This is a genomic window from Variovorax boronicumulans (genome assembly GCF_009811375.1).
GTDB classification, from domain to species: Bacteria; Pseudomonadota; Gammaproteobacteria; order Burkholderiales; family Burkholderiaceae_C; genus Variovorax; species Variovorax boronicumulans.
The window spans coordinates 359,441-371,873 of sequence record NZ_BKDH01000004.1; the positions used below are offsets into that span (position 1 = coordinate 359,441).

General features: G+C 71.1%; 10 protein-coding genes. 5 read left to right on the forward strand and 5 right to left on the reverse strand.

Features of this window, described 5'->3' with window-relative positions; all coding sequences use genetic code 11:
* Positions 1 to 22: 22 nt before the first annotated feature.
* The 4 genes from VHAB30_RS26715 to VHAB30_RS26730 are packed head-to-tail and all read left to right on the forward strand — an operon-like array spanning position 23 to position 7,755.
* Positions 23 to 4,186, forward strand: coding sequence for a YhdP family protein (locus VHAB30_RS26715; RefSeq protein WP_159279177.1), 4,164 nt, complete (start codon positions 23 to 25; stop codon positions 4,184 to 4,186).
* Positions 4,183 to 5,001 (forward strand): carbon-nitrogen hydrolase family protein, encoded by an 819-nt coding sequence (locus VHAB30_RS26720; protein WP_070063267.1) that lies wholly within the window; start codon positions 4,183 to 4,185, stop codon positions 4,999 to 5,001. The genes VHAB30_RS26715 and VHAB30_RS26720 overlap by 4 nt, the downstream gene beginning before the upstream one ends.
* Before the next feature lie 2 nt (positions 5,002 to 5,003).
* On the forward strand, positions 5,004 to 7,079 hold the full coding sequence (locus tag VHAB30_RS26725; protein ID WP_159279178.1) for a sensor histidine kinase: 2,076 nt from the start codon (positions 5,004 to 5,006) through the stop codon (positions 7,077 to 7,079).
* A gap of 49 nt (positions 7,080 to 7,128) precedes the next feature.
* A complete protein-coding gene (locus VHAB30_RS26730; RefSeq protein ID WP_062480799.1) occupies positions 7,129 to 7,755 on the forward strand; it encodes a response regulator transcription factor in 627 nt (208 codons plus the stop codon).
* A gap of 20 nt (positions 7,756 to 7,775) precedes the next feature.
* Here the strand turns inward: VHAB30_RS26730 and VHAB30_RS26735 are convergent, their stop codons facing one another.
* From VHAB30_RS26735 to VHAB30_RS31010, 5 genes are all read right to left on the reverse strand, one after another.
* Complete coding sequence (locus tag VHAB30_RS26735) at positions 7,776 to 8,255, reverse strand: 2,4'-dihydroxyacetophenone dioxygenase family protein (protein ID WP_159279179.1); 480 nt, start codon at positions 8,253 to 8,255, stop codon at positions 7,776 to 7,778.
* A 137-nt stretch (positions 8,256 to 8,392) separates the two neighbouring features.
* Complete coding sequence (locus VHAB30_RS26740) at positions 8,393 to 9,319, reverse strand: helix-turn-helix domain-containing protein (RefSeq protein ID WP_159279180.1); 927 nt, start codon at positions 9,317 to 9,319, stop codon at positions 8,393 to 8,395.
* Positions 9,320 to 9,455: 136 nt separating this feature from the next.
* Positions 9,456 to 10,013, reverse strand: coding sequence for an OmpA family protein (locus VHAB30_RS26745; RefSeq protein WP_062480792.1), 558 nt, complete (start codon positions 10,011 to 10,013; stop codon positions 9,456 to 9,458).
* A gap of 85 nt (positions 10,014 to 10,098) precedes the next feature.
* Positions 10,099 to 10,758, reverse strand: a complete 660-nt coding sequence (locus VHAB30_RS26750; RefSeq protein WP_062480790.1) for an OmpA family protein — start codon at positions 10,756 to 10,758, stop codon at positions 10,099 to 10,101.
* Between the two features lie 197 nt (positions 10,759 to 10,955).
* Entirely contained in the window at positions 10,956 to 11,105 is a 150-nt protein-coding gene (locus VHAB30_RS31010) for a hypothetical protein (protein ID WP_167395077.1), read from the reverse strand.
* On the opposite strand from VHAB30_RS31010, the gene mltA reads away from it, so the two are divergent.
* A complete protein-coding gene (gene mltA / locus VHAB30_RS26755; RefSeq protein ID WP_159274134.1) occupies positions 11,104 to 12,252 on the forward strand; it encodes a murein transglycosylase A in 1,149 nt (382 codons plus the stop codon). The genes VHAB30_RS31010 and mltA overlap by 2 nt on opposite strands.
* The last annotated feature ends 181 nt before the right edge of the window (positions 12,253 to 12,433 follow it).

A 12,433-nucleotide genomic window follows, 5' to 3' on the forward strand; every position in this document is an offset into this window, starting at 1 on the left:
TCCCGACACAGCGCGATCCTCAATGAACGACACGGCGTCTTCCCCTTCACGTCTGCTCCAAATCACCGCTGTGACAGCGCGCTGGCTATTGGGTCTGCTCTTCGCTGCGTGGCTTCTGCTGGCACTGTCAGTCGTGGTCCTGCACGCGTGGATTGTGCCGCGAATCGGCGATTTTCGCGGTGCACTCGAGGCGCAGGCTAGCAAGGCCATCGGTGTCCCGGTGCGCATCGGCGCCATCACCGCCCGTTCCGAAGGGCTATTTCCGGCCTTCGAATTGCGCGACGTGGTGCTGCAGGACGCAGACCAGCGCGAGGCCCTTCGCCTCGTGCGGGTGGTGGCGAGCGTGTCGCCGCGCTCGCTGTGGCGCCTGAATTTCGAGCAGCTCTACATCGAGGGCCCGCAGCTCGACGTGCGCCGCGACACTCAGGGAAAACTCCATGTGGCTGGATTGCACATGGAGACCGACACGACCGGAGAAACCCGCGCCGCCGACTGGTTTTTCGCGCAGCGCGAGTTCGTCATCGAAGGCGGCACCGTGCGCTGGACCGACGAGCAGCGCCGCGCCGAACCATTGCTGCTGACCGACGTGCGCTTCGTGTCCCGCAACGGCGCGCGCCGCCACGGCCTGCGGCTGGACGCCACGCCGCCGGCCGGCTGGGGCGAGCGCTTCACGCTGCGCGGCCAGTTCCGCCAGCCGCTGCTGTCGATCCGCAGCGGCCACTGGCAGACCTGGGACGGCCAGCTCTATGCCGACCTGCCCTACATCGACGTCACGCGCCTGGGCCAGTACGTTTCGCTCGACGCGCGCATCCGCGAAGGCAACGGCGCGCTGCGCCTGTGGGCCGACGTGGACGACGGGCGCATCGTCGGCGGCGCGGCCGACCTGGGGTTGAACCGCATCGACGCCTCGCTCGGCAAGGGGCTGCAGCCGCTGGTGCTGCGCGCCGTCACCGGCCGGCTGGCGGGGCAGATGAACGCGGACACCTTCGAGTTCTCGACCACCGCGCTGCAGTTCGACACCGTCGACGGCCTGCGCTGGCCCGGGGGCAACCTGTGGCTGCAGCACACGCCCGCCAAGGGCCGCACGCCCGAGCACGGCGCGCTGAAGGCCGACCGGCTCGACCTCGCGGCGCTGGCGCTCATCGCCGACCGGCTGCCGCTGGGCGAGGCCACGCACCGCGTGCTGGGCGCCTACGCGCCGCGCGGGCTGGTCGAGCGCATCGACATGAACTGGCAGGGCGCGCCCGACGCGATCGCGCGCTACCAGGCCAAGGGCCGGGTCAGCGGCCTGCGCGTGGCCTCGCAGCCGGCGCCTGCAGCCACCGCCCCGAGCACCTCGGTACCGGCCGGCGCCCCCGCCGCGCCACCGCGCGTGCACCCCGGCACCCCCGGCCTGAGCGGCGCCACGCTCGACTTCGACGCCAGCCACACCGGCGGCACCGCCACGCTGGCCATGGCCAAGGGCACGCTCGAGTTCCCCGGCGTGTTCGAAGACCCGGTGATCCCCATCGACCGGCTCTCGACCCAGCTGCAGTGGAAGCTCGACAACGGCGCCATGCAGGTGCAGGTGTCGAAGCTGCGCTTCGCCAACGCCGACGCCGAAGGCGAGGCCGAGGCCCACTGGCGCACCAGCGACCCGGCCACCTCGAGCAGCCGCGCGCAGCACCCCGGCGTGCTCGACCTGCAGGGCAAGCTCACGCGCGCCGACGGCACCCGCGTGTTCCGCTACCTGCCGCTCGACATTCCGCAGCACACGCGCGACTACGTGCGCGAGTCGGTCGTCAAGGGCACCGCCAGCACAGTCGATTTCCGCGTGCGCGGCGACCTGCACGACATGCCCTTCATGGACCCGAAGCAGGGCGAGTTCCGCATCGCGGCCAAGGTGTCGGACGTGCACTACGCCTACGTGCCGCCCTCGCTCGCGGCCGCCGCCGCCGCGCCCGCGACCCCGGCGTCGCGCACCGGCCCGCCCGCCGCGCCGCCGCCCGTGTGGCCGGCGCTCACGGGCGTGTCGGGCGAGCTGGTGTTCGAGCGCGCAGGCATGCTGGTGCGCAATGCGCGCGGGCGCATTGCCGGCGCGCCCGGCGTCGAGGTCACGAAGGCCGAGGCGCAGATTGCCGACATGTCGCACCACGCCGCGCTGCTGCGCGTCGATGCGCAGGCCAAGGGCCCGCTGGGCGAGGTGCTGCGCGCCGGTGCGCCGCTGGCCGGCGAGGCCGGGCCCTTCCTGCAGCGCGCGCGTGCCACCGGCTCGGCCGACTACAAGCTGCGCCTCGACTTGCCACTGGAAAACGTCGACAACACCAAGGTGCAGGCCACCGTGACGCTGGCCGACAACGAGCTGCAGGTGGTGCCCGAGGCGCCGCCGTTCACGCAGGCGCGCGGCACGCTCAACTTCACCGACACCGGCTTCTCGCTGGCCGGCGTGCAGGCCCGCCTGCTGGGCGGCGAGGTGCGCGTCGAAGGCAAGGGCCGCTTCAGCGGGCCGCAGCGCGAACTGGCGCTGAAGGCGCAGGGCACGGCCAGTGCCGAAGGCCTGCGCGGCGCGCGCGAGGTCGACTGGCTCGCGCGCCTGGCCAAGCACGCCACCGGCAGCACGCCCTACGCCGCCACCTTCTCGATGCGCGACGACACGCCCGAGTTCTCGCTCACCAGCAGCCTGCAGGGGCTGGCGCTGCAGCTGCCCACGCCGCTGGTCAAGACGGCCGAAGAGCTGATGCCGCTGCGCATCGAGAAGAAGGTGCTGGCGCGCGACGCCCGCCGCGCCACGCAGGACCAGCTGACGCTCGAACTCGGCCGCGTCGGCTCGGTGCAGTACGTGCGCGAGCTGTCGGCCAACGGCCAGGCGCACGTGCTGCGCGGCGGCATCGGCATCGGGCTGGCGCCCGGCGAGACGGCGCTGCCGCCCGACCGCGGCGTGTTCGCCAACGTCAACGTGGCCAAGCTCGACATGGGCGCCTGGCAGACGCTGGTGGGCACCGCCGCGGTGGTCGGCGGCGGCGAGCGCGCCGACGATCCCGACCTGGCCTACCTGCCCACGCGCATCGCGGTGCGCGCGCAGCAGCTGGGCATCGCGGGGCGCACCCTGCACAACGTGGTGCTCGGCGGCACGCGCGAAGGCGCGCTGTGGCGCGCCAACGTCGACGCCTCCGAGCTGAGCGGCTACGCCGAGTACAGCCACAGCCAGGCCGGCCGGCTCTATGCGCGGCTCGCGCGCCTGAAGATCGCGCCGGCCGAGGCCACGCAGGTCGAGACCCTGCTCGACGAGCAACCCGGCACCCTGCCGGCGCTGGACATCGTGGTCGACGACTTCGAGCTGCTCGGCAAGCGCCTGGGCCGCGCCGAGATCGACGCCGTCAACCGCGGCGGGCGCGAGTGGCTGCTCAACAAGCTCGCCTTCAGCGTGCCCGAGGCCACCTTCACCGCCAAGGGCACCTGGGCCGCACCGGCGGGCGGCGGCGCAAGCGCCGGCCAGCGCCGCACCACGGCCATGAACTTCAAGCTCGACATCGCCGACGCCGGCGACCTGCTCACGCGCTTCGGCATGCCGGGCGTGCTGCGCCGCGGCAAAGGGCGGCTCGAGGGCGAGGTGAACTGGCGCGGCTCGCCGTTCTCGCTCGACTACCCCAGCCTGGGCGGCCAGTTGCAGGTCGACGTGGAGCAGGGCCAGTTCCTCAAAGCCGACCCGGGCCTGGCCAAGCTGCTGGGCGTGCTGAGCCTGCAGGCGCTGCCGCGCCGGCTCACGCTCGATTTCCGCGACGTCTTCAGCCAGGGCTTCGCCTTCGACTTCATCCGCGGCGACGCGAAGATCAACAAGGGCATCGCCAGCACCAACAACCTGCAGATGAAGGGCGTGAACGCCGCCGCGCTCATGGACGGCTCGGCCGACATCGTGCGCGAGACGCAGAACCTGCGCGTGGTGGTGGTGCCCGAGATCAACGCCGGCACGGCCGCGCTGGTGGCCACCGCCATCAACCCGGCCATCGGCCTGGGCACCTTCCTCGCGCAGTGGGTGCTGAGCAAGCCGCTGGCCGCGGCTGCCACGCAGGAGTTCCACGTCGAAGGCACCTGGGCCGACCCCAAGATCGCCAAGGTGCCGCGCTCGCTGCAGCTGCTGCCCGGCCTGCCGGGCGGATCGACATCCACGGGCGCCAGCGAAGGCAAGAAAACGGAGACCACGCAATGAAAGTCGCAGCCATCCAGATGGTGTCCGCCATCGCCCGCGAAGCCAACCTCGTGCGCGCCCATGCGCTGCTCGGGCAGGCGGCGCGCGACGGCGCCGAGCTTGCGGTGCTGCCCGAGTATTTCTGCATGATGGGCGCGCGCGACACCGACAAGCTCGGCCTGCGCGAAACCGCCGGCGCCGGCACGGTGCAGGGCTTTTTGGCCGACGCGGCGCGCGAGTTCGGCCTGTGGATCGTGGGCGGCACGCTGCCCATCGAGAGCGACGACGCCGACCATGTCTTCAACAGCTCGCTGGCCTTCTCGCCCGAAGGAAAGTGCGTGGCGCGCTACGACAAGATCCACCTGTTCTTCTTCGACAACGGCACCGAGCGCTACGACGAGCGCCGCGTTATCGCGCCGGGTGCCGAGCCCGTGGTGTTCGAGCTGCCCTCGCGCGACGGCCACGCCTGGCGCGTGGGCATGAGCGTGTGCTACGACCTGCGCTTTCCCGAGCTGTACCGCGCGCTGGCAGGGCAGGGCGCCGACCTGCTGCTGGTGCCCAGCGCCTTCACGCGCACGACCGGCGCCGCGCACTGGGAGGTGCTGCTGCGCGCGCGCGCCATCGAGAACCTGGCCTGGGTGGTCGCGCCCGCGCAGGGCGGCACGCACGAGAACGGCCGCCAGACCTGGGGCCAGTCGCTGGTCATCGACCCCTGGGGCACGGTGGTGGCGCAGCAGGCCGCCGAAGAGGGCGTGGTGCTGTTCGACCTCGACGCCCGGCAGGTCGAGCGCACGCGCGCCCAGCTGCCCGCGCTGTCGCACCGCGTGCTCGCCTGACGATGGCCGACGAGGCGCTCGACGTTCCTGCACCGCCGCCGCCGCAACAGCAGCCGCAGCGCCGGGGATGGGGCGTCGCCTTCGCGCGCCTGCGCTCGCTGTGGAAGCGCTGGTTTCTGTGGCTGCTGCTGGCGGTGCTGGTGTCGGCGCTGCTGGTCACCGTCGTGTGGCTGGCCGGTCGGCACGAGGTCGAGCAGGTGCAGGCCGCGCTCGAGCGCGACACCGCCGACGCCGTCGTCGACCTGCGCAGCGGCCTGCAGCGCAACGCCCAGAGCCTGCGCGCCACGCTCGCGCCGGGCATGGAGCGCACGCACTGGGCCGACCGCGCGGCGGCGCAGCTGCGCGAGCACCGCGAATGGCTGCGGCTCGAATGGCGCGATGCGCAGCTGCAACCCATCGAGGCCGTGAACACGCCCTACCGCACGCGCATCCTCGAGGAAAGCAACCGCGGCCCCGCGCAGGCCGACGTGGCGCAGGCCTGCGCCACCGCGCGCAAGGCCGGCGCGCCCGCCTACTCGCCCAGCCACTACGTGCCCGTGGCCGGCGGCGGCGGCGTCGAGGTGATGGAGCTGTGCCTGCCGATGGACGCCGGCGACTACCTGGTGGCCAGCTATTCGCTGCGCGACACGCTGGTCGAGCTGGTCGGCCCCACGCTCACGCGCGGCCAGGAGGTCGCCTTCACCGAGGCCGACGGCACGCGGCTGGTGGCGCTGGGCACCTCGCGGCGCATCGGCACGCGCGTGTTCACCTCGCAGCAGCGCATCGACCTGCCGGGCGCCTCGCTCATGCTGCGCGTGGACGGCTGGCGCGCCGCGCCCGACCTGTTCCCGAACATGCTCACGGCGCTGGTCACGGCGATCTCGATCGCGCTCGTGTCGGTGCTCGTGCTGCTGGCGCGCGACACCCGCCGCCGCCTGCGCGCCGAACGCGACCTGGCCGACGCGCTGGCCTTTCGCAAGGCGATGGAAGACTCGGTCATCACCGGCCTGCGCGCGCGCGACCTGCAGGGGCGCATCACCTACGTCAACCCGGCCTTCTGCGAGATGGTCGGCTTCACGCCCGAAGAGCTCATGGCCGACAGCGTCGAGGCGCCCTACTGGCCGACCGAGCTGGCGCACGAGTACCACCTGCGCCAGACGCGCCGCTTCGCGGGCGGCCTGCCGCCGCGCGAGGGCTTCGAGTCGGTCTTCATGCGCAAGGACGGCACGCGCTTTCCGGTGCTCATCTTCGAGGCGCCGCTGATCAACGCGCACAAGGTGCAGACCGGCTGGATGAGCGCCTTCATCGACGTGAGCGAGCAGCGCCGCGTCGAGGAACTCTCGCGCGCCAGCCAGGAGCGCCTGCAGGCCAGCGCGCGCCTGGCCACCGTGGGCGAGATGGCCTCGCTGCTGAGCCACGAGCTCACGCAGCCGCTGGCCGCCATCGCCAGCTACGCCACCGGCTCGCTCAACCTGATCGGGCCCGAGGCGCGCGGCGAGCAGGCCGAGGTGGCCATGGCCGTGAAGCGCATCGCCGAGCAGGCCGACCGCGCCGGCCAGGTGATCCGCAGCGTGCACGACTTCGTGCGCCGGCGCGACCGCATGCGCGAGGCCGTGGCGCCGCAGGCGCTCATCGATGCCGTGCTGCCGCTGGTGCGGCTGCAGGCGCGCAAGCTCGACGTGACGATCGAGATCGTGTGCGAAGAGCGCCTGCCCGCCGTGGTGTGCGACCGCACGCTGGTCGAACAGGTGCTGTTGAACCTGGCGCGCAACGCCATGCAGGCCATGGACGGCGCCGACCACGCGCCCGGCAGCCGCGTGCTGCGCCTGCGCGTGGCGCGCGCCCTGCCGGTGGGCGCCACCGTGCCGGCCGACGGCCGGCGCTGGCTCGAGTTCTCCGTGGCCGACCTGGGTTGCGGCATCAGCGAGGAGGTGGCGGCGCGCCTGTTCACGCCCTTCTTCACCACGCGCCCCGACGGTATGGGCCTGGGCCTGAGCCTGTGCCGCACCGTGGTGGAGCAGCATGGCGGCGCGTTGATGTTCGAGCCCAACCGCCCCCGGGGCACCGTCTTCAGGTTTACCCTTCCCGCTGCGGGATAGCCGCCTTTTTCTTCTTCTTCGTTTTCTCTGCTCCGCTGGACCTCATGGCATGCAACCGCTGATCGATGGCTTGATCTTTATCGTGGACGACGACGCCAGCGTGCGCGAGGCGCTGGCCTGGCTGCTGCGTTCGCGCCGCCTGGCCAGCGAGCACTTCGGCAGCGCCGAGGCCTTCGAGCAGTACCTGGACGAGGCGCCGCTGCCCGACCAGCCGCGCTGCCTGCTGCTGGACGTGCGCATGCCCGGCATGAGCGGGCTGGTGCTGTTCGACCGGCTGGCCGAACGCGGCCTGCTGGCCGAGATGCCGGTGATCTTCCTGACCGGCCATGCCGACGTGCCCACCGCCGTCGAGGCGGTCAAGCGTGGCGCCTTCGACTTCTGCGAGAAGCCGTTCTCGGACAACGCGCTGGTCGACCGCATCGAGCAGGCGCTGGGCATGTCGCAGCGCGCGCTCGAGGTGCAGCGCGTGCGCCGCGGCCTGGCCGACCGCATCGCCGAGCTGACCGACCGCGAGCGCGACGTGATGCGCCTCGTGGTCGAGGGCCTGCCGAACAAGCTCATTGCCGACCAGCTCGCGATCAGCGTGCGCACGGTGGAGGTCCACCGGGCGCGCGTGTTCGAGAAAATGGAAGTGAAGTCGGCGGTGGAGCTGGCCAACCGCCTGCGCGACCTCTAGCCCGCACCGCAGGTCGGGCCTCAGCTGTGCACGTGCTGCGCGGCGCCGTCGCGCGTGGCCATCTCAAGCATGCTGCGGCCGTCGACGATGCCGACGACGTTGCCGTCCTCGCCCAGCCCGGCAATGGCGCCCTCGAACACGCAGAACAGCACGCAGCCGCCGTCGGAGCGCGGCTGGTGGATGTCGCCGGCGGGCTCGTGCATGTAGTCGCCCGGGCGGCCGATGTCGTTGCGCTCGTAATAGATGTCGCCCTCGAGCACGATCACCTCGATGGCGCCCAGGTGGTGGTGGACCGGCGCCTCGGTGCCGGGATCGACCTTCAGCAGGCAGGTGAAACCGCCGCTGCGCCGGTTGATGCTCAGCAGCTTGTAGGCCACGCCGGGCATGACCCACGGCTTCCATGGATAGTTGTCGAGCTTCTGGAAATGCGGGTACGGCAGCGTGATGCGCGCGTGGGCGGCGCTGGCGGGCGGCGTGGCTTTCAGGGCGGTCAGGGTCATGGTGTCTCCGTGGGTGATGCGGCCGGGATCGGCCTGCGAAGCCAGTCTAGGAGCGGCTTCCCACGCCATGGCATGTTGGCCCGAACGAAGCACGGGATGTCGAAAGTGGCGCGCTTTTGCGCAAGTTGCAGCGCGGTTCAGCGCATGCGGCGGTAGGCACTCGGCGCCACGCCGAGGAACGCACGAAAGCGCGTCGAGAAGTACGCGGCGCTGCCGAAGCCCATGCGCGCGGCCACGGCCTCGACGGGCAGGTCGCTGGTGCGCAGCAGTTCGGCGGCGCCTTCCAGGCGGCGGCGCAGCAGGTACTGGTAGGGCGCCATGCCGCTGGCCGCCTTGAAGCTGCGGATGAAGTGGTCCTGCGACAGGTGCACCAACGCTGCCAGGTCGGCCAGGCCCAGCGGCGTGGCCAGGTGCGCGTCGATGTGCTCGGTCACCCGGCGCAGCTGCCGCGGCGTCAGGACCGGCTGCCGGCGCGCGCCCTCCGTGCGCGGCGGTGCACCGCACCCCGGTGCGCAGTGGCGCCGCACGAGGTGATGGGCCAGCAGGTGCTGGCTCTGCGAGAGCAGCAGCGAATCGGGGCTCGCGGGCACGCTGCCGTACAGCTCCACCTCGCTCACCAGCATCTGGAAGAAGCCTTGCAGCCACGGGTCGCGGATCGCGAAGAAGGGGTCGATCTCCGCCGCCGGCCCGAGGCCTTCCTCGGCGGCGACACGGGCGATCAGCGCCTGACCGATGTACAGGTGCACCACGCCGCAGCGCCCGCCGATTTCCCATTCGGTGCCGTCGCAGGGGATGAAGCTCACGCTGCCCAGCCGCGAGCGCGAGGCGACGAGCTTGCCGCGCTCGTACTTGCGCACCGCCGTGCTGCCGTTCTCGTGCAGCACCAGCACGTGATGCGCCGCGCCGTGAAAGGGCAGCCAGCACGCGTCCTGCTGCCAGCGGGCGGCGAACAGCTGGTCGCCGCCGGTCACGAGGTACTGCGGTTGCGCACCGGTGCCCGCGGCGATGATGTCCGGAGCAAAGTGGGATGCGACGCTCGATGGGGCCGGCGCGATGGCGTTCATCGGAGTTTCCTCTCGTGTCCGCCCGGCGCGCGGTGCGCGCGCCGCGTGCAGGCCGCGCGATGTTAGGGCCGGCGGTGCCGAGCCCTCATGCGGGATTTCCTGACGGTGCCGCGCGGGGTGCGCGCAGCACCTGGGCTCAGATCTTCTCGGCGACGAAGATTTCGACGCGGCGGTTCTGCGCGCGGCCGGCGGCCGTGCCGTTGTCCGCCAGCGGCTCGCGCGAGCCGCGGCCGTCGGTGGTGATCACGGTGGTCGACACGCCACGGCCCACCAGGTGGTTGCGCACGCTGTCGGCGCGGCTCACCGAGAGGCGCTCGTTGCCTTCCTCGCTGCCCGTGCTGTCGGTGTGGCCGACCACGCGCAGGCTGGCGGTGGTGGCGCTCTTCAGGCCTTCGGCGACCTTGTCCAGCACCTGCGCCAGGTTGCGCTTGACGTTGGCGCGGCCGGTGTCGAACGAGAGTTCATTCGGAATCACGACGTGAAGCTGGTTGTCGGCGGTCTGCGAGATCACCACGCCGGTGCCCTTGGTGGAGCTTTCGAGTTCGGCCTTCAGCGCGTCCAGGCGGGCGGTCCAGCTGTTGGCCGGTGCGGCCTGCTGTGCGGCCGGTGCTTCGGCCGGCGGGGTCGACGATGCGCACCCCGCGATGAACAACACAGCGGCCAGGGCCGCGCTAGACACAACAAACTTCCTCATGAATTTTCCCTCTGCTTGGACCAATGAAAACTGAAGCGGGAACCGGCCGTTCGATGCGGCGGCCGGTTTCCCGGTGGGGCTGCGATCAGCCGCGCTGTGCGCGCTCGCCCACGTAGATCTCGACGCGGCGGTTCTGTGCCCGGCCGGCGTCGCTGTTGTTGTCGGCCACCGGCTCGTGCGAGCCGCGGCCTTCGATACGGAACGCCGCGGCACTCACGCCGCGTGCCACCAGGTAGTCGCGCGTGCTGGCGGCGCGGTCCACCGACAGCGGGTTGTTGATGGCGTCGGAGCCGGTGCTGTCGGTGTGGCCGATGATGCGCACCTCGGCGTTCGGGTTGTTGCGCAGGCCGTTGGCGAACTGGTCGAGCACGGGCGCGAAGTTCGACTTGATGTTGGAGCGGCCCACGTCGAACGACACGTCGCTCGGAATGGCGAGCTTGAGCTCGTTGTTGGCCGTCTGCGTCACGGCCACGCCGGTGCCCTGCGTGGCGGCTTCCATCTGGCGCTTCTGGTTTTCCATGCGCTGCGACCACAGGTAGCCGCCGAGTGCGCCGGCCGCCGCGCCGACCACCGCGCCCGTGCCGATGGCACCGCGGTTGCCGCCGGTGGCCGAGCCGATGGCGGCGCCGCCGAGCGCGCCGATGCCGGCACCGATGCCGGTGTTGCGCTGGGTGTCGGTCATTCCGCCGGCACAGCCGGACAGGACGAGGGCAGCTGCGGTGGTTGCAAGAACGAACTTTTTCATGGCGATCCCTTTCAAGGTTGAATCAAGCGGGCCACAGCTTAGCCCCCGGCGGGTACGCGATGGTACGTGCTCAAAGCCCTACGGAAAATAAGAAAACTTTCGCCATCGCCCGTGAATGCTGCGATGATTGCTACTAAAGTTGTAGCAATAGGGTGCTTGTCCGACAGTGGGCCGCGCCGTGTGGCTACACGAGCAATTCACACTTTGGGCGGCGAATCCTTGTCCTCACGCTCGGCGTCGGGGTCGTCATGCAATTCACCCTTGTTACGCCCGGAAAACATGGTCCACCAGATGATCAAGATCAGGACGAGTCCCGCGGCGAGGGCTTCAAGCAGAATCAAACCCATGAGAAATGGACTCCAGTGGCTGGTCGGGCTTGCGATCGTAGCAACGCTTGCCGGCTGTTCCCTCGGCCCCCGCGCCCCCGACGCCCCCACCCGACCCACCGTCACCCCGCCGCGCGACCTCGGTCCGCTGACCGGATCGCTCGCGCATCCGAAAAGCCGCTGGGTGCCCGTGGGCTGGTCCGAACTGCCGGGCTTCAGCGAAGACCCGCTGCATGAGGCGTGGATCGCGCTGCTGGCCAACTGCGCGCGCCCCAACGCCGCCTTCGCGCCGCTGTGCCGCGAGGTGCGCCAGCTGGCCATCGCCACGCCCGAGGAGCAGCGCCGCTGGATGACCGACCGGCTGCAGCCCTACCGCGTCGAATCGCTCGCGGGCCAGAGCGAAGGCAAGCTCACCAGCTACTACGAGCCCGTGTACGAAGCGTCGCGCGTGCCCTCGGCCGGTTTCAGCGTGCCGCTGTACCAGGCGCCCGACGGCCTCGTGCCCAAGCGCCCCTGGTTCACGCGCCAGGAGATCGAGACCCTGCCCGAGGCCCAGGCCGCGCTGCGCGGTCGCGAGATCGCCTGGATGGCCGACCCCATCGACGCGCTCATGTTGCACATCCAGGGCTCGGGCCGCTTGCGCATTACCGAGGCCAACGGCTACCAGCACACCGTGCGCGTGGCCTACGCGGCCACCAACGAGCAGCCGTACCGCAGCGTGCAGCAATGGCTGATGAGCCAGGGCGTGGCCAAGGTCGGCAAGTGGCCCGACGACACCAAGGCCTGGGTGGCGCAGAACCCGCAGCGCGTGTCGCAGCTGCTGTGGAGCAATCCGCGCTACGTGTTCTTCCGCGAAGAGACCATGAGCGAACTCGACGCCGCCTTCGGCCCGCGCGGCGCGCAGGGCGTGCCGCTGACGGCAGGGCGCTCCATCGCGGTCGACCGCGAGAGCATTCCCTACGGCACGCCGGTGTGGCTCGCCTCGAACGGCCCGACCGCGCAATTGCAGAAGCTCGTGGTGGCGCAGGACACGGGCAGCGCCATCCTGGGCGCCGTGCGCGCTGACTACTTCGCCGGCACCGGCGCCGAGGCCGGACGGCTGGCCGCGAGCGTGAACCAGCCGCTGCGGCTGTGGGCGTTGTGGCCGAGGCAGTTGCCGGCGCCCTGAGGGCCATTTCTTTTCCTTGAACGACACGACGGCGCGGTGATCCCGCGCCGTTTTGCATGCCGCCGGCCGGTGCGTGGGCGGGGTGTGGTTGTGGCGGTCGTCATCGTTCTGTCATGCGCGATGCATGCCTTCGTCATGGGCGCCTTTTAAGGTCTGCGCCCTGACAGAGGTCGACTTTCGG